We start from the raw sequence: 16,521 nt of genomic DNA, 5'->3' as shown, positions 1-16,521 counted from the left end.
GCCCATCTCCGAACGGCTCTATGTTGAATCGTCGGGAGATGGGTCCCCGCCTTCGCGGGGACACACGATCTTCAACCCCAGGCTCGCTGCCCCTCCGTCAGCGCTTCGCGCTCCCCACGCCTTCGCCGCCGGGAGGATCAGACGTCACTCCACCTTGAACAGATAAACCGGCCCGATATCGACCGCCTGCACCGCCCCCGCGAACTGCAGCGCGACCGTCGCCTGATCCGCCGCCATGTCCTGCGCGACGGTCAGCGGCACGCGGATCAGCTGCCAGCTCGGCCCGACCTTGAACGCCGCGTCGCCGAAGCCGTCATAGGGCGGCGCGTTCGTCTGGATGCGGATGCCGACGAGCGCCTTGCCGTCGTCGGTCGCGGCGCTCTCGGTCCGCGCGGCGATCGCGACGAGCAATTTCTCGCCCGCCTTCAGCGCCTCGCCGATCGGGATCGCCGTGCCGACATCCCAGCGGTTCGCGCCGACCGCACGCGTGGTAAAGCGCGTCGCCTTGCCCAGCCAGATCGTCTTGTCGTCGCGCGGCGCCATGCCGCCGTCGGGGCCGTTATAGCCCCATCGCCGATCGGCGGGATCGTTGATCAGCCGCCCGGCGTCTTTCAACAGGTCGGGAACCTCGACCGCCGCCGCCTTGCCCGCTGCCGGCGCCGCGGTTTCGCCGACGATCCGCGGCGCGCCCTTGACCACGATCGCCTGCCCGATCTCCACCAGCTGTTTCGCACCGCCCAGCTGGAGCACCACCTGTCCGGCGCCCTTGCCCAGCTTCACCGTCGCGACGCCGCTCGCTTCGTACCAGCTCCAGTCGGGACCGACCGCGACGGTGCGATCGGCAAAGCCGTCATAGGGGCTCGCATTCTGCTGGACGCGCACGGTGACGACGCCCTTGCCGTCCGGCGTATCGGCCGAAATGGTGCGCGCCCAGAAACCCACCGTGACCTGCTCGCCCTTCGCGACCGCGGCGGTCAGCGGAAAGCTCGCCGCGATCTCATAGGGATGCGCCGACTTCGCACCGACGCTGAAGCGGATCGCCGCGCCGCCCGCCACCTCGGCCTCGACCCCCTCGCGCTTCAACCCCGCCCCATAACTCGCCCAGTCGAGGCTCGACGGATCGTTGATCAGCTCGCCCGGCAATTGCGCGTCGAGCGCCGCGAGGTCGGCATTCTGCTCCGCCGCCGCGGCCGGAACCGCAGCACAGGCCAGCGCGGCAAGCGCCGGCAGCTTCCAATGACTCATTCCTCTCCTCCCCCAGTTGCTACTCCGCTTCGGGCAATCCCATCGCCGCACGCAGCCCCGGCAGCCATCGCCCCCTCTTCTGATCCCAGAAAGGAAAAGTGTTGGTATAGGCCCAGGCGCAGATGCCGAGGTCGAGCGGCGCGAAGGCGTCGTGGACCGCGCGGTGATATTGGACGCGCTGGGTCAGCGGGATCACCTCATAGGCGCCGGTTTCGCCGATGAAGGGCTTCTTGCCCGTCCGCGCCATATAGCGCTTCACCTTCTCGACATCGGCCGCGAGCCGCTCGGCGTCGGCCTCGGTGCCATATTGGCGGCCCAGCGGCGGCGACGGATCGACCCAGCCCGCGCCCTGATGCGTGAAGTCGAACGGCTCGTAATAATGAAAGGTCGGATAGACGTTGGGGTCATCGGGCAGGTCGAGCGTCGCGAGCGAGTCGATCCCGCTCCAATTCTCGCCGCCGATCACCACCGCGCGCGTCGGGTTCGTCGCGCGGATCGCCGCGAGCGAGGGGGTCAGCGTCGCGAGGAGGTTCGCATTGGTCAGCTTGTCGTGCGGTTCGTTGCTGATCTCGAACCACAGCTTCGCCTCGGGCTTATCGGCAAAGCGCGCCGCGACCTGCTTCCACACCCCGGCAAGCCACGGCGCCGTCCCCGCAGGCTCCTTGTCGAGCGCGTCGAAATGATGGCTGTTGAGAATGACGTTCAGGTCGGCGGCGAGCGCCTGATCGACCACCGCTTCGACGCGGTCCATGAATTTGGGATCGACCGTATAGGGCGGCTTGTCGTCGCTGCGGTGCATCCAGCGCACCGGGATGCGCACGGTCGTGAAGCCCGCCGCGCGAATGCGCTGGAAATCGGCGGCGTCGATGCGCTTGCCATGTGCGCCCTCGCGCATCGTCTCCAGGCTGTTGCCCATGTTGATGCAGGTGCCGACGGGCAGGCCCTTGGCATCGTCGGCGGTCGCGGGCGCGGCGAGCGCGAAGGCGGAAGCGAGCAGGAGCGCGGATCGAAGCATATTTACCTCATGGGCTGGACAGGACGGTGAGCAGATAGCGGCGGATCATCTCGTCGCGTTCGGCGCTCGCGGGGCCGGCGACTCCCCGCGCGGCGGGCGGCAGGTGCGCGGCGGCCTCCCCGGCTTCGTCGCCAAAGACGAAATGGTCGAACCAGGCGCGCCAGCCCTCGCGCTGCGCCGCGGGCAGGTCGCGGATGCTCAGCAGCGCGTGGATCAGCGCGGTGAAGCCGCCGCCGCGTGCGACGTCATTGTGCCAATAGTTGATCAAGATATTCGCGGGCTCGGTCGCCTCGACATGGTGCCACCACAAAGTCGGGATATAGATGGCGTCGCCGGGCTCGAGCTCGGCGGTCAGCGCCTGCGCCTCGGCGCGGGCATAGCGCGGATAGCGCGCGTGATCGGGCGCGAGCGGGTCGACCATGCTCACCGGCTGGCCCGCCAGCGTATGGTTGAGCGGGCCGACATAGAGGTCGGGGGTCGCGTCCGGCGGAAACAGGGTGAAGCAGCGGCGCCCGAGCGCGACGGCGGCGAAATTGTCCGAGAGGTCGAAATGCGTCGCGACGCGCGTCGCATTGCCCAGCCAGATGCGCGCGGTCACCTCCGCATCGTCGCCCAGCAGCGGAAAGCGATGCTCGGCGGCGAAGCCCGGCAGATGCGCATCGAGCGCCGCGGCGCCGGCATAGATCGCAACCGGATCGGCCTGATCGGCGATCTCGATCAAATGCCCCGCGAGCCGCGCGAGCGGTCCCTTGTCGCGCTGAAAATTGAAGCCGCGCAGGTCGGGGCCATAGAAAAAGCGCCCCTTCTCGCTCGCGGGCGCGATCATGATGTCGGCGGGTGCGCCGCTGTCGCGCGCGGCGATCGCGTTCAGCGCGGCGCGCCAGTCGCGGCGGCCGAGCGCGACGATCGGCCAGTCGGCGACGATGCCGCGGATCACCACCGGGCGCCCCGCGGCGCGATAGTCGCGTTCGAAGCGGTCGCGCTCGGCGGCGTCGAGGCTGTCCAGCGGCGTCATGGGCACGCGGCAGCCAACCCGACCAAATTGCGCATCGCGCCTCTCCCCCGGCCCTCATTTCTTGTTGGTAACGCTATCATACGCAGCCGCGTCGGGCTTGCAAGAGGGGGCCGTGAAATGCTCAGCGCAGCGGCAATTCGGTCGTCGACTTGATCTCCGACAGCGCGACGGTCGAGTTGATTTCCTGCACCCCCGGCAGCTTGCTCAGCTGGTCGAAGAAAAAGCGTTCATAGGCGTCGATGTCCTTCGCGACGATACGCAGCATGAAGTCCATCGAGCCCATCAGCACATAGGCGTCGAGCACCTCGGGGAAGGCGCGGATCGCCTCGCTGAACTCGTCGAGGTTGGCGCGGCCGTGCGCGTTCAATTTCACCTGCGCAAAGACATGCGCGTTCAGCCCGACCTTGCGGCGGTCGACCACCGCGACGCGCTTGCGGATGAACCCCTCGCGCTGCAGCCGGTCGATGCGCCGCCAGCACGGCGACTGCGACAGCCCGACCCGCTCGGCGATTTCCGCCGTCGTCAGCCCCGCGTCGCGCTGCAACTCGCGAAGGATCTTCACTTCAAAAGGATCGAGGCCGGTCATTCTGACCTCATATACACGAATATGTGAAAAATATATCCCCAAACCTTCGCGATACGCGTGAAGTTGAAAAAGATTGTCCTCCCTCCCGGTGCGATAGTGCGCCCACGATCCAATGGAGGACAATATGGTAGCCCGCCCCACCCGCCTGACCCCGCCCGTCGAATGCATCCGCCTGTTCGACGCCGAAGCCGGGCTCGACGGCTTCATCGCGGTTCACTCGACCGCGCTCGGCCCCGGCGCCGGTGGCTGCCGCTTCTGGACCTATGCCGACGCCGACCTCGCGCTCGCCGACGCGCTGCGCCTCGCCGAGGGGATGAGCTACAAGAACGCCCTCGCCGGCCTGCCCTTCGGCGGCGCGAAGGCCGTGCTGCGCAAGCCCGCGGGCGGTTTCGACCGCGCCGCGCTGTTTCAGGCCTTCGGCCGCGCAGTCGAGGCGCTTGGCGGGCTCTATGTCACCGCCGAGGACGTCGGCACCTCGGTCGCCGACATGCAGGAGGTCGCGGGCACCACGCGCCACGTCGCAGGCCTGCCGCGCGCCGACGGCCGCGCGGGCGGCGATCCGTCGCCGTGGACCGCCAAGGGCGTATTCGAAGCGATGCAGGCCGCGGCACATTTCGCGTTCGGCCGCGAGCTTCACGGGCTGACCGTTGCGGTGCAGGGCACCGGCAATGTCGGCGCCGACCTGTGCAGCCGCCTCGCCGAAGCCGGCGCGAAGCTGGTGATCGCCGATCCCAATCCGGCGCGGCGCGACCGGCTCGCGCATATCCACGGCGCCACCGTCGTGGACGTCGACGACATTGCTGCGGTCGATGCCGACATTTTCGCACCCTGCGCGCTCGGCGGCGCGCTCACCGCCGAAACGGTCCGCGCGATGAAGGCGAAGCTGGTCTGCGGCGCTGCGAACAACCAGCTCGCCAGCCCCGAGGTTGCCGACCTGCTGCTCGCGCGCGGCGTCGTCTATGCGCCCGACTATGTCGTCAACGCCGGCGGCATCATCAACGTGTCGGCCGAATATCTGGGCGAGGACGAACGCGAGGTCGGCGCCCGCGTCTGCGCGATCGCGCCGCGCGTTGTCGCCCTGCTCGACCGCGCCGCCCGCGAAGGCCGCTCGCCCGCGGTCGTCGCCGACGAGATGGCCGAAGAGGTCATAGCGGCCGGTCAGCGCGCGGCGGCCTGAAATGCACCTGTTCCGCATCGACGCGCTCGCCGATCCGCAATCGCTCGCGCGCGTCGCGGGATTCTTCGCCCAGCGATCGATCATTCCGTCAGCCATGACGGCCGCGCGCGACCGCGGCTGGATGCGGATCGAGGTCGCAGTCGCGGGGCTCGCTTTGCATCAGGCGTCGGTGATCGCCGCCAAGCTGGGCGAGGCGGTCGCGGTTGCGGCGGTCGAGATCGAAGAGACGATGGAATTGGCCGCCTGAATCCTTCCCCCTAAATGGGGGAAGGATACGTAGCCTTATCGCAGCGCGATTGGGCGAAGTTGGATGGGGTGACGCCGCGGCCTTGCGCACCGCCGAAACCGCACCCCCACCGCTGCGACTAGCGAACAAGTTCGCAAGTCTCGCGGCCTCCCCCATCGAGGGGGAGGATCAAACCGGCGCCTAGCCCCTATTTCCCCTGCGCCGCCAGAACGCGCAGGATGTTCCCGCTCCACATCTTTTCGAGGTCGGCGTCCGAATAGCCGGCCTGCTTCAGCCGCTCGGTGACCTTGGACAGCGCGCTGATGTCTTCGATGCCTTTCAGGCCGCCGCCGCCGTCCCAGTCGGCGCCGAAGCAGATATGATCGACGCCGCCGACCTTGATCGCGCGCAGGACCATTTTCATATAATCCTCGAAATCGGCCGCCCACATCTGTTCGGTCTTGTCGAGTTCGCGCCACCGGCGGACCAGATCGGCCTGCTCCGCAGGCGAGAGTTCGCCGATACGCTCATATTCGCCGAACAGCCTCGCGCGCTCGGGCGACATGTTCATCTCCGACATGTAGATGGTCGAGATGCACATCGCCCCGCCCTTTTCGGCGAGCTTTTTCAGGCGTCCTTCGTCGAGGTTGCGCGGGTGGTCGTGCGCCGAACGCAGGCTCGAGTGCGAGAGCAGGATCGGATATTTCGACAGCTCGAGCAGCTGGTCGAACGTCGCGTCGGACGAATGGCTTGCGTCGATGACGATGCCGAGCCGGTTCATCTCGGCGACCCATTGCTTGCCGAACGGGCTGAGGCCGTTCCATTTCGGCGTGTCGGTCGCGCTGTCGGCGAACTGGTTGTTGAGCCCGTGGACCGGACCCGCGAGCCGCACCCCCTTGTCGTAGAATTCCTTCAGCAGCGAGAGGTCTTCGCCCAGCGGATAGCTGTTCTCCATCGACTTGAAGGCGATGAGCTTGCCTTCGCGGTTCAGCCGCCGCGCATCCCCGGCAGTGCGCGCGGCGCCGATAACATCGCTATTGTCGACGATCATCCTGTCGATCTCGTCCGATCGCTTGCGCGCATGCGCGAGCGCGTCGGCATAGCCCTTTGCGGTCAGCGGCCCCTGATCGGTGTAGATGGCGAAGAAACCCCCATCGAGATTGCCGTCCTTCATGCGCGGAATGTCGAGCTGCGACAGGTCGGTCGCGAGTTCGTGGCGATCGGCGAAACTCCAGCCGGCGCGCGAGAAGTTCATCGGCGAATCGAGGTGCGTGTCGAGCGTCAGCAACCGGCTGTGCAGCGGCTCGGCCGATGCTGGCGCCTTGTCGTTCGCGCTCGAACAGGAGGCGAGCGCTGTCGCGGCGAGCAAAGTCGCGAGCGTCTTCATTTCTTGTCCTCCACGGGCTTCAGGTCGAGGTCCTGATAATCCCAGCTGAAATCGGCGATCTTGCTGACCGGCTTCATCGTCACGCCGGTCACCTTGCCGTCGGCGTCGAGCGCAAAGGTGACATAGGCGGGCTCGATCGCCGGATCGTCGAAGTCGGTGACGAAGCTGTCATATTGCCAATGGTCGAGCCGTCCGGCCATGCGCGGCGTGGAGGTGAAGTCGATCGTCAGCCCCTTGGACCCCTCGGCGATCACGACATCCCCGTACCACGGATCGCGATAGCGCCCCGCATAACCGGCGAGCTTCAGCGACGGACCGGCCTTCGCCTGTTTCAGAAACTCGACGCCTCCCGCGAGCCGTGCCTGATACCAATCCTCCCACTTGGTCGTCCAATCGAAGTCGGGCTGGTCCAGATAATGGTCGAGCAGCTCGTAGGTCAGGCCGAGCAACATACCGCTGTCCTCGCTGTTCATCATGATCGCAAAACCCACATTCTTGTCGGGGATCATCACGACGCGGGTGATCGACCCGAAAACGCCGCCGCCATGCTGGATGATGCGGTGACCGCGATAGTCCTGCACCTGCCAGCCGAGCGCATAGGCCTGCTGCGTCGGCTGCGCGGGTTTGAGCGCCTCGGGCAATTCGGTGATCGGCATCGGCGTCACCGGGGTCCACATCTGCTTCGCCTGCTCTTCGCTGAACAGGCGCCCGCCACCGGGCAGCGCACCGTGCGCGAGCTGGACCTTGAGCCACGCCGCCATGTCGTCGGCGCTGAGCGCCAGCCCGCCCGCGGGCGCGCCATTGCGACCGAGTTCGTCGCGCTCGTCGAGCAGCTGCTGCGGCCCGAGCCCACGCAAGGCGCCCGACAGCCGCGCATGCGGCCACGAGCGATCGGGGGTGCGGAAGCGGTCTTCGCTGTCGCTCGTCGCATATTGCATCCCGCCGGGGCGCAGCACGCGCTCGCGGATGAAATCCTCCCAGCGCTGGCCGGTGACCTCCTCGATGAGCTGCCCCGCGACCGCATAGAGGATATTGTCATAGGCATAGGCCGAGCGGAAACTCGTCTTGGGCTTGAGATAAGCGACGCGCTCGACCGTCTGCCTGCGCGTCAGATAAGTGCGCGGCACGAACATCAGGTCGCCCTGCCCGAGTCCAAGCCCGCTGCGATGGACGAGCAGATCGCGGATGGTGATCTCCCGCGTCACCCACGGATCGTACATGCGGAACCACGGCATATGCTTTATCACGGGATCGTCCCACGCGATCTTGCCTTCGTCGACGAGCACCGCGAGCGCGGCTGCCGTCATCGCCTTGCCGGTCGATCCGGTCTGGAACAATGTCTGCGCGTCAACCGGCGCGGGATCGCCGAGCTTGCGCACACCCCAGCCGCGCGACAGCGTCGTTTTACCGTCCTCGACGATCGCGATCGACACGCCGACCGCGCCGATCTTCTGCCGCAGTGCTTCGACGCTTTCGCCGATGTCGGCGGGCGGTTCGGCCCAGGCGGGCGTCGATACCGCAAAGAGCAGCGATGCGGTGAGCAGGCGAACGGGTTTCATGAGCGAACCTCCTGTGGTGCGGGTGCGCCTCCCCTGATGAGGCGCCAGGTGCCGATGCCGAGGAGCGGCACAACAAAAACGGCGAGGAACAGCCAGGCGAGGAAGCGGTAGCCGCTCGCGATCAGCTCGACGAGGCCGACGCGCGATGCAACGAACATGCAGCCCGCGAGAATTGCGGCCCCGATCAGCGCGCGCGCCGCCGGACCGGGTGCCGCGCGCCCGCGTGCCTCCATCGCCCCTGCGATCCTTTCGTTGATCGCGTGGATCGCGCCCACCCCGCTTTCGAGCAGGGCGGTGAAGATCATCAGCTGGAAGACAAGGTGGAAGCCCGGAACCGCCATTTGGCGCAGCAGGAAGTCTGAGGGCAGCACCTCGTCGCCGATCGCGGGGTAGAAGGCCATCATCGCGACGAAGAACAGGATCGCGGGGAGCATCGTCAGCGGCCCGGCGATTACCCCGGCGATCACGGCGTCGCGCTGGCTGGTCAGGTGACGCAAAACCGGGAGGATCACGACTGCGCCGACGATATTGTAGCTCGCATAGGTGATGCCGCCGGCCATCCAGCCGGCCGAGGGGGGCGGCGCAGTCGCGAAACCGTGTTCGATCAGGCCGCCGAAGCGGATCAGCGCAAAGACGATGAACATCGCGTATATCGCGTAGATCAGCATCGAGGCATATTGGAACAGACGCTCGACCGCGGCGGTGCCGAAGGCGGTGGTGACGAGGATCGCCGCGGCGAGCAGGATCGAGCCCGCCACCTCGGGCCAGCCGAAGGTCGCGGCGCCGATCGCTCCCGCCGCGGCGCCGAAGACCGCGAGGATCAGGATGACGAAGATCAGGTAGGCGCCCTCGAAAAGCACCCAGGCTGGGCCGAGCAAGCCTTTGAAGAAGCTGCGATAGTCATAGGCCCCCATCGCGCGGGCGAGTGCGAAGGTCATCGCCGCGACGATGCTCCAGATCAAGGTCGCGAGCAGCATCCCGGCGAGGCCGCCCCATGGGCCGGCGGGCACGAAATATTCGGCGAGCTCGCGCCCGGTCGCATAGCCGCCGCCGATGATGACGGCCTTGAGCGCGAAGCCGGGGAGCAGGAAGCGCTGGAACCAGCTTCCCCCGCCGACGGCTTCGCCGGCGCTCATGCGAGGCAGCTGTCGACGAGCGCCGCGAAAGCGTCGCCGCCGCGGATCGGGTCGGCGACGGGCAGGCCCAGCCGCCGGCTCTCGGCGCCGAGCAGCGCTTCGGCCTCGCCCGCGCCCATGCTGGAGGTGTTGAGGCTGACGCCGCCGCAGCGGATCGCCGGATTGGTGCGGCTGCCAAGGCGGATCGTCAGGTCGATCACCTCTTCGATCGTCGGCAGGACGAAATCCTCGAGCCCCAGGATGACCTTGCGCGACGGGTCGTGGCAGACGACGAAGACGTCGGGCTGGCTGCCGTGGAGCAGCCCGAGCGACACGGCGGCATAGGCGGGGTTGAAGAGCGACCCCTGCCCCTCGATCACGTCCCAATGGCCGGGCGCGGCATCGGGGCTGAGGATTTCCGCAGCGCCGGCTTCAAAGTCGGATACGACCGCATCCATCGGAATGCCGCCGCCCGCGATCATGATGCCCGTCTGTCCGGTCGCGCGGAAATCGGCGTCGAGGCCGCGATCGAGGAAGGCGCGGTGCAGCGCCAGTGCGGTATATTTCTTGCCGAGCGCGCAGTCGGTGCCGACGGTCAGGAGCCGCTTGCCGCTGCGCTTGCGCCCGGTGCCGACCGGGATGTCCGGCGGCGGGGTGCGGACGTCGATCAGCCGCCGTCCGGTGCGCCGCGCCGCCTCGGCGAGCGCCGGAACGCTCGCGAGGCGGACGTGGAGGCCGCTGACGATGTCGAGCCCCGCCTCCATCGCCCCGGTCAGCGCCGCAACCCAATTGTCGCCGATCACCCCGCCCTGGTTCGCGACGCCGATCACCAGCGACCGCGCGCCCGCCGCATAGGCCTCGGCAGGCGACAGCCGCGGCAGTCCCGTGGTGACGGTGCAGCCCGCCACGCCCATCTCGCCGACGCAGCGGTCGGCCGCCCAGTCGGCAAGCCCGAACGCGGTCTTGGCAAAACTGGGCTCGGTCGTATCGCCGAGGAACAAGAGATAGGGCTGCGGCAGCACCATGGCGTCGGCAAGGCTGCCGATGGGGGCATTCATATCGTCCACTCCTTGCGGTCGTCAAAAGGCCATGTCGAGCGCAACGCCGACCGTGCGCGGTTGCAGCGGCGAAATGGCAAGGAAGCTCGGCTGGTTGAGACCGTCGGCGAGCGTCGTGCGCGCCAGCTCGCCCTTGTTGTCGAGCAGATTGCGCGCATAGGCGCGCACGGTCCAGTGATCGTTGAAGGTCACCGACGCGTTGAGATCGACCGACGTATAGGGCCTGGCGCGCGCCACGAGCGGGTCGCTTTCGACGAGCGAAAGGCGGCTGCTTGCGTGACGGACGCCGGCGCCGAAGCTGCCCTTGCTGCCGCCGCCCAGTTCGAATTCATAGTCGGCGCGCAGCGCACCGCTGAACCTGGGCACCGCGGGCAGGCGATCGCCATCGACGCCGCTGATTTCGGGCACATCCTCGCTGAGCGAGGCGTCGGTGTAGCTGCCCGTCGCGGTCAGGGTCAGCCCCGTCGCCGGACGCAGGGCAACCGTGCCTTCGAAGCCATTGCTCGTCGCCTTGCCGCCGTTGGCGCCGCCCGATACGCCGCCGAAGGCGCGCGTCACCTGAATGTCGGTCCAGTCCATCCAGAAGCCCGCGACATCGAACGAGACCATGCCGTCGGCAAGGTCGCCCTTGAAGCCGACTTCATAGTTGGTCATGCGGTCGGCATCGACGCTGGGCGGCACATTGGGAACGATGACGTTGGGACCTCCGGGGCGATAGCCGGTCGCGACGCGGCCATAGAGCATGGCGTGATCGTTGAAGTGGACTTGCGGGCTGACCGAGAAGGTCCAGACGCTTTCAGCCGACTTGCCCGGATCGTTCGCGCTCGGCACGATCGCGCCCTCGCTGATCTGGCGGAAGGTCTGTTCGTTGCGCGCCCAACGGAGCCCCGCCGTCAGCTCGAACATCTCATTGAACTTGAAGCTGCCGTTCCCGAAAACGGCATATTCCTTGTAGGTCGCCGGCAGCCCGACGATCGCGAGCGGATCGAGCGGCGCGATGACGTTGCCGTCCATGTCGTAGGAACGAACCAGCTGCGCATTGCTCGTCGTCTCGTCGGTGTAGAAGCCGCCGATCAGCCATTCGAAACGCCCGCCGCCGGGCGAAGCGAGCCGCACTTCCTGAGTCCACTTCTTGAGCCCCAAATCGAGCGCGAAGGGCGTGATGCCGGGCCCGATCGCGCCGCCGGTGAGCAGCGGGAAGAGCACACCGAACGCATAGCTCGCGTCCTGCACCTGCGCACTCTTCGTCTTGCTGTAGGTCGTCGCCGAGGTCAGCGTCGCGGGACCGAAATCATAGTCGATCGTCGCCGAATAATAGTCGAGATCGAAATCATAGGATTCGGGCACATAATTGTTGAACGAGCGACCGTCGCCGAGACGATTGCCGTCGAGATCGGCCGCGTAGAGGCCGTTGCCGTCCGAATCGAGCGATTGCCAGATGCCGGCGAGCTTGACGCTGAGCTGCGGTGTCGGCTCCCACAAGAGGGCGACGCGGCCGCCCCGTTGTTCATAGGAGTTCTGATCGTCGAGATCGGCATTGTTGACGCTGTCGACCCAGCCCGGCGTGCTGCGCCACGCGAAGCTCGCGCTGATCGCGAGTCGATCCTCGACGATCGGCACATTGACCATCGTCTGCGCGCCCCAACCGAGCCCGTCGCCGCCCTTGATCGCAAAGCCTTCGGCGCCGGCCTTCACGCGAAATTCGCGCGTGTCGGGCTGGACGGTAACATATTTGACGAGCCCGCCGATCGAGCTTGCGCCATAGAGAGTGCCTTGCGGTCCTTTCAGCACCTCGATCCGCTGGATGTCATAGGGCATCAGGTCGATCGTGAACTGGCCGGCACGATTATAGATCGCACTCGATCCGACGGGCGCGTCGTCCAGATAGATGCCGACGGTCTGGCTGCCGTTGAGCGGCGCGACGCCGCGCAGCGTGATCGTCGTCTGGCCGGGCGTGCCGGTGTTGCTCGCCTGCATTCCCGGAACATAGCCCGCATAGTCGACAAGCGACGCCGAACCCTGTTCCTGAATATCCTCGCCGCCGACAACGCTGATCGCGATCGGCACGTCCTGGACATTCTGGACGCGCTTCTGGGCGGTCACGACGATTTCGCCCTCGCGCGTGCCGATCGTCGATTCCTGCGCCAGCGCCGGAGCGGCGGCGAGCGCCGCGATCAGGCTGCTTGCAACCAATAATGCTCGCTTCGTCATTGTTCGTCCCCCACTTGGCGGCCGCCGCCATACGCTGCAGCGCCCTTCGCCGGCCGGTCGTCGCCGCAAGGCCGTCGGATCGACCGGCGATCTCAACAAAATTTCATTTTCAAGATTATTGTCCTAATCAGAAAATTGTCAACCGATTTAGGACAAATCATCTACCCGCCCCAGACGCTGTCCGGGCAGTGGATCATCCCCTCGCGATAGGCGACGCCGGGCTGGCGGTCGCGCGCGAGGAAGGTTGGGCCGTCGAGGTCGACGATGTCGCAAAGCTGGCCGACGAGGTAGGAGGGCGCCATCGACAGGCTGGTGCCCATCATATTGCCGACCATCACATCGAGCCCGAGCCGCCGCGCCTGCCGCGCGATCGCCAGCCCCTCGGTCAGCCCGCCGCACTTGTCGAGCTTGATATTGACGACGTCGAAACGCCCAACGAGCGACGGGGTATCGGCGAGCGACAGTGCGCTTTCGTCCGCGACGAAGGGCAGCGGCCGCTTCATCCCGTCGAGGTCGGCCTCGCGTCCGCGCGGCAGCGGCTGTTCGAGCTGCGCGACGCCATGTTCGATCAGCGCCGGCAGCAGGCCGGCGAGCGTCTGTCGGTTGTAACCCTGATTGGCGTCGACCCCGATCCACGCCCGCGGTCGCGCGGCGCGGATCGCGGCGACGCGCAATATATCCGCGTCGAGATCGCCGGTCAGCTTGACCTTCACCGGCGCCTGCAGGTCGATCGCCAGCGCGGCGCTGGCCATCGCCTCGGGCGCGTCGGCCCCCAGCGTCAGGGTCGAACGGAGCGCACGCGGCATGTCGAGCCCGGCAAGATCCCAGACCGGACGCCCCGCGCGCTTCGCCTCGAGCTCCCAGAAGGCGCAGTCGAGCGCGTTGCGCGCGCCGCCCGGCGGCAGCAGCGCCTGCAAGTCCTGCCGCGTCGCGCCGCCTTCGATCGCCGCGCGCACGCCTTGCGCCGCGGCGAGCATATGGTCGATGTCGTCGCCGAGATAATAGACCCCCGCCCCTTCGCCGCGCCCCCGATGCTCGCCGTCCGACAGTTCGGCGACGAGCAGCGCGGTTTCGGTGAAGACGTGCCCCGAAATGCGGAACGGCTGGTGGTAGGGAAAGCGCTCGACGCGAAGGTCGAGCGCCAGTGTGTGCTTGCTCTGCGTGGCCATCAGTAAACCATCGAGAAGCCATAGAGGTTGAACGCGATCGTCACCCAGACAAGCACCAGTGCCGACAGCAGCAGCAGCACCGCGCCGAGCTTCATCGTCCAGCGGCGCTTGTCCCGGAAGCAGAGCCACAGGTGCCACGCCGACGCGGCGAGCAGCCCGAAGGCGGCAACCGGCGTCAGGATGCGCAGCAGGATGATGAGCCAGTCGAGCGGACCGCCGACGCTGCCGATGTCGCCCGCGAAGGTCGCGATCAGCAGCGCCCATCCGGCCACCGCGACGATCACCAGCCACGCGAAGAGGCGCGACAGGCGCCAGGCGCGGCGCGCCTGCCCCTCGAGCGCGAACTTCGCCCCGAAGTTGCGGCGCACCAGCGCGCGCACCGGCCAGGCGAGCGCCGCGAGGGCGACGAGGCCGAGCGCGACGAGCAGCGCGGGCATCAGCCATGCGGTGTTCGTCCCTGCCGGCGCGGGTTCGAACACCATGAAGGGCGAACCGGCGTCGATGCTCATCCGCACGACGCGCCCGTCCTTCACCTCGGCGGCAAGGCGTTCGCCGGTCGCGCGATCGTACCAGACGAAGGGTTCGACCTCGACCCAGTCGCGCGCGCCGGCGCTGAGGCCGTCGAGCGCGGGCATCGCGATCTTGCCGTCCTCGGTCACGACGACCTGCGCCTGGCCGAGCAGGCCGAACAGACTCATGAAATTGGTGAACGAACCGCGGCTCGACACATAATGCCCCGCCATCATCGCGGCGTGTTCGCGCGCGGTCTTTTCGTCGACGCGCTTCGCGGGCACACCCTCGCCGGGCAGGTAGCGGTCGGCGAATTCGTGGAACAGCGCGCTGCGGATCGCGCCCGCGGCGCCTTCCTTGCCGGCGCTGTTCACCGAGACGAACAGGCCGATGCCGGCGTCGGGGAACAGCCACAGATAGGAGTGGAACCATTCGGTGTCGCCGCCATGCGCGATCGCGCGGTGGCCGTTGACCCATTGTTCATAGAAGCCGAGCGCCATGCTGTTGAGCGGGCCGACGCCGGGCGCATGGAAATCGTGCATCATCCGCGCGGTTTCGGGCTTGAGCAGGACGCCGCCGTTATTGAGGTGCGCGATCATGAACTTGCCCATTGCATCGCCCGACGCCGACAGCGCGCCCGCGGGTCCGGGAACGACGATCTCGAAGGGCTTCGCCTTGCCGGTCGAGGTCGCATAGCCGCTCGACATATAGGGATGGAGCGCCTTTGGCAGCGGCTGGCGGAAGCTCGCATATGTCATGCCGAGCGGCGTGAAGATATGCCGGTCGACATAGGAATCGAAGTCCTCGCCGCTGACCCGCTGGACGATATATCCCGCGAGCGCGGTGGCGTAGTTGGAATAGGCCGGGGTGCTGCCGGGCGCGAAGACGCGCTCGGGCAAGGCTTTGCGCGCATAATCCTGTAGCGGCATCACCGCCTTGGGATCGCTGCTGATCAGATAGCGGATCGATTCCTCGAACCCCGGCGTGTGCGTCATGATGTTGCGCAGCGTGATCGGCTTGCCCTCATAGGGCGGAATCTTGAAGTCGAGATATTGGTTGACGTCGGCGTCGAGGTCGAGCTTGCCCGCCTCCACCTGCTGCATCACCGCGGTCCAGGTGAAGAGCTTCGACACCGAACCCGGGCGGAACAGCGTCGTCGCTGGATCGACCGGCTTGCGCGACACGACGTCGGCGAAGCCATAGCCCTTTTCCAGCACCACGCCGTCGCCGCGCACGACAGTGACCACCGCGCCCGCGACCTGTCCGCGCGCGAGGGCATAGGGCATGAAGCCGTCGAGCCATGCCTCGACATCCTTGGCGTCCAGAGTAACCGGCGTCGTCGGCGCAGCGGCACCCGGCAGCACCGGTCCCGCTTCCTGCTTTGCCGGTTTTTGCGGCACCGGCCCTTGCGCCGATGCGAGCGGCAAGGCCGCGAAGGCCGCCAGCCCGACCATCAGCTTGCGAAGAAGACGCATCGCTTCACTCCCCTCTTTGAACGCGGCGCTTCCGAGCTTGCGGCGAGCGGCGCGACCCCTTAACTAGTTACCAATGGATATTGGCCCGATAGGGACATAATGATCCTGATTGGAAAATTGTCAAATATGGAATGGAATTTTTAATGGGGGAGCCCAACAAGCCGCCGACGCTCGGGGCGGTGATGCGCGGCATCCGTGCCCGGAACGACTGGACGCTCAAGGAAATGAGCGCGAAATCGGGCATCCCCGTGTCGACGCTGTCGAAGGTCGAGCACGACCGGCTGACGCTGAGTTACGACAAGCTCCAGCAGCTCAGCCGGCGGCTCAACATCCGCATGGCCGACCTGTTCGCCGAGGGCGAAGAGGAGAGCGCCCCGCGCGTCACCGGGCGGCGCAGCATCGGGACGCTCGAGTCGGCGGTGCGCGTGACCACCGACAATTACGACTATCACTATCTGTGTACCGACCTGCGCCAGAAGCGCATGATCCCGATCCTGACACGCATCCGCGCCCACAGCGCGCGCGAGTTCGGCGATCTGGTCCGGCATCAGGGTGAGGAGTTCATCTATGTCCTCGAAGGCCGGATCGAGGTGCATAGCGAATTCTATGATCCCGTGACGCTCGACGCCGGCCAGGGCATCTATCTCGATTCGTCGATGGGCCACGCCTATGTCGTCGCCGAGGGCTGCGACGAAGCGCTGGTGCTCGGCGTCTGTTCGAGCGCCGACGAAGGGCTGATGGATTCGCTGATGAGCCTGCGCGGCTGACGCCGC

The 16,521-nt window shown here is 66.9% G+C and carries 14 protein-coding genes; 3 read left to right on the top strand and 11 right to left on the bottom strand.

Going from position 1 to position 16,521, the window contains the following annotated elements:
* Positions 1–144: 144 nt before the first annotated feature.
* The 4 genes from CHB69_RS13090 to CHB69_RS13075 all read right to left on the bottom strand — a co-directional run bounded on the left by CHB69_RS13090 (position 145) and on the right by CHB69_RS13075 (position 3,861).
* Entirely contained in the window at positions 145–1,245 is a 1,101-nt protein-coding gene (locus CHB69_RS13090; protein WP_089216444.1) for a carbohydrate binding domain-containing protein, read from the bottom strand.
* A 19-nt stretch (positions 1,246–1,264) separates the two neighbouring features.
* On the bottom strand, positions 1,265–2,260 hold the full coding sequence (locus CHB69_RS13085; protein WP_245836774.1) for a glycoside hydrolase family 5 protein: 996 nt from the start codon (positions 2,258–2,260) through the stop codon (positions 1,265–1,267).
* Positions 2,261–2,267: 7 nt separating this feature from the next.
* Positions 2,268–3,275, bottom strand: coding sequence for a cupin-like domain-containing protein (locus tag CHB69_RS13080; protein ID WP_089216443.1), 1,008 nt, complete (start codon positions 3,273–3,275; stop codon positions 2,268–2,270).
* A gap of 121 nt (positions 3,276–3,396) precedes the next feature.
* A complete protein-coding gene (locus CHB69_RS13075) occupies positions 3,397–3,861 on the bottom strand; it encodes an Lrp/AsnC family transcriptional regulator (protein ID WP_089216442.1) in 465 nt (154 codons plus the stop codon).
* A 124-nt stretch (positions 3,862–3,985) separates the two neighbouring features.
* Here CHB69_RS13075 and CHB69_RS13070 point away from each other — a divergent pair, with 124 nt between their 5' ends.
* Together CHB69_RS13070 and CHB69_RS13065 are read left to right on the top strand one after the other, a co-directional pair.
* The gene (locus CHB69_RS13070) at positions 3,986–5,038 is read left to right on the top strand and encodes a Leu/Phe/Val dehydrogenase (protein ID WP_089216493.1); all 1,053 of its coding nucleotides are present in this window, start codon (positions 3,986–3,988) and stop codon (positions 5,036–5,038) included.
* A gap of 1 nt (position 5,039) precedes the next feature.
* On the top strand, positions 5,040–5,285 hold the full coding sequence (locus CHB69_RS13065; protein WP_089216441.1) for a hypothetical protein: 246 nt from the start codon (positions 5,040–5,042) through the stop codon (positions 5,283–5,285).
* Between the two features lie 187 nt (positions 5,286–5,472).
* On the opposite strand, the gene CHB69_RS13060 is transcribed toward CHB69_RS13065, so the two are convergent.
* From CHB69_RS13060 to CHB69_RS13030, 7 genes are all read right to left on the bottom strand, one after another.
* Entirely contained in the window at positions 5,473–6,651 is a 1,179-nt protein-coding gene (locus tag CHB69_RS13060) for a dipeptidase (protein ID WP_089216440.1), read from the bottom strand.
* Complete coding sequence (locus tag CHB69_RS13055; protein WP_089216439.1) at positions 6,648–8,210, bottom strand: serine hydrolase; 1,563 nt, start codon at positions 8,208–8,210, stop codon at positions 6,648–6,650. Before CHB69_RS13055 ends, CHB69_RS13060 begins: the two co-directional genes overlap by 4 nt.
* Entirely contained in the window at positions 8,207–9,346 is a 1,140-nt protein-coding gene (locus tag CHB69_RS13050; protein ID WP_089216438.1) for a YkvI family membrane protein, read from the bottom strand. Before CHB69_RS13050 ends, CHB69_RS13055 begins: the two co-directional genes overlap by 4 nt.
* Entirely contained in the window at positions 9,343–10,383 is a 1,041-nt protein-coding gene (locus CHB69_RS13045) for an N-acetyltransferase DgcN family protein (protein ID WP_089216437.1), read from the bottom strand. Before CHB69_RS13045 ends, CHB69_RS13050 begins: the two co-directional genes overlap by 4 nt.
* A 21-nt stretch (positions 10,384–10,404) precedes the next feature.
* A complete protein-coding gene (locus CHB69_RS13040; RefSeq protein WP_089216436.1) occupies positions 10,405–12,594 on the bottom strand; it encodes a TonB-dependent receptor in 2,190 nt (729 codons plus the stop codon).
* Between the two features lie 161 nt (positions 12,595–12,755).
* The gene (locus tag CHB69_RS13035; protein ID WP_089216435.1) at positions 12,756–13,763 is read right to left on the bottom strand and encodes a dipeptide epimerase; all 1,008 of its coding nucleotides are present in this window, start codon (positions 13,761–13,763) and stop codon (positions 12,756–12,758) included.
* Positions 13,763–15,748 (bottom strand): serine hydrolase domain-containing protein, encoded by a 1,986-nt coding sequence (locus tag CHB69_RS13030; protein ID WP_089216434.1) that lies wholly within the window; start codon positions 15,746–15,748, stop codon positions 13,763–13,765. Before CHB69_RS13030 ends, CHB69_RS13035 begins: the two co-directional genes overlap by 1 nt.
* 143 nt (positions 15,749–15,891) lie before the next feature.
* On the opposite strand from CHB69_RS13030, the gene CHB69_RS13025 reads away from it, so the two are divergent.
* Positions 15,892–16,515 carry a helix-turn-helix domain-containing protein gene (locus CHB69_RS13025; protein ID WP_245836772.1) on the top strand — a complete coding sequence of 208 codons (624 nt, stop codon included), beginning with the start codon at positions 15,892–15,894 and terminating at the stop codon, positions 16,513–16,515.
* Positions 16,516–16,521 lie beyond the last annotated feature (6 nt).

This window comes from Sphingopyxis indica (genome assembly GCF_900188185.1).
In the GTDB taxonomy this organism is placed as follows: Bacteria; Pseudomonadota; Alphaproteobacteria; order Sphingomonadales; family Sphingomonadaceae; genus Sphingopyxis; species Sphingopyxis indica.
Note: the sequence above shows the minus strand (reverse complement) of the source record. Positions and strands in the feature narration are given on the sequence as shown.

Excerpts from the sequence above, each read along its gene's own strand:
- CHB69_RS13085 (WP_245836774.1), bottom strand. The coding sequence starts at position 2,260 with ATGCTTCGATCCGCGCTCCTGCTCGCTTCCGCCTTCGCGCTCGCCGCG.
- CHB69_RS13035 (WP_089216435.1), bottom strand. The coding sequence starts at position 13,763 with ATGGCCACGCAGAGCAAGCACACACTGGCGCTCGACCTTCGCGTCGAG.
- CHB69_RS13090 (WP_089216444.1), bottom strand. The coding sequence starts at position 1,245 with ATGAGTCATTGGAAGCTGCCGGCGCTTGCCGCGCTGGCCTGTGCTGCG.
- CHB69_RS13065 (WP_089216441.1), top strand. The coding sequence starts at position 5,040 with ATGCACCTGTTCCGCATCGACGCGCTCGCCGATCCGCAATCGCTCGCG.
- CHB69_RS13040 (WP_089216436.1), bottom strand. The coding sequence starts at position 12,594 with ATGACGAAGCGAGCATTATTGGTTGCAAGCAGCCTGATCGCGGCGCTC.
- CHB69_RS13060 (WP_089216440.1), bottom strand. The coding sequence starts at position 6,651 with ATGAAGACGCTCGCGACTTTGCTCGCCGCGACAGCGCTCGCCTCCTGT.
- CHB69_RS13030 (WP_089216434.1), bottom strand. The coding sequence starts at position 15,748 with ATGCGTCTTCTTCGCAAGCTGATGGTCGGGCTGGCGGCCTTCGCGGCC.
- CHB69_RS13045 (WP_089216437.1), bottom strand. The coding sequence starts at position 10,383 with ATGAATGCCCCCATCGGCAGCCTTGCCGACGCCATGGTGCTGCCGCAG.
- CHB69_RS13080 (WP_089216443.1), bottom strand. The coding sequence starts at position 3,275 with ATGACGCCGCTGGACAGCCTCGACGCCGCCGAGCGCGACCGCTTCGAA.
- CHB69_RS13055 (WP_089216439.1), bottom strand. The coding sequence starts at position 8,210 with ATGAAACCCGTTCGCCTGCTCACCGCATCGCTGCTCTTTGCGGTATCG.
- CHB69_RS13075 (WP_089216442.1), bottom strand. The coding sequence starts at position 3,861 with ATGACCGGCCTCGATCCTTTTGAAGTGAAGATCCTTCGCGAGTTGCAG.
- CHB69_RS13070 (WP_089216493.1), top strand. The coding sequence starts at position 3,986 with ATGGTAGCCCGCCCCACCCGCCTGACCCCGCCCGTCGAATGCATCCGC.
- CHB69_RS13050 (WP_089216438.1), bottom strand. The coding sequence starts at position 9,346 with ATGAGCGCCGGCGAAGCCGTCGGCGGGGGAAGCTGGTTCCAGCGCTTC.
- CHB69_RS13025 (WP_245836772.1), top strand. The coding sequence starts at position 15,892 with ATGGGGGAGCCCAACAAGCCGCCGACGCTCGGGGCGGTGATGCGCGGC.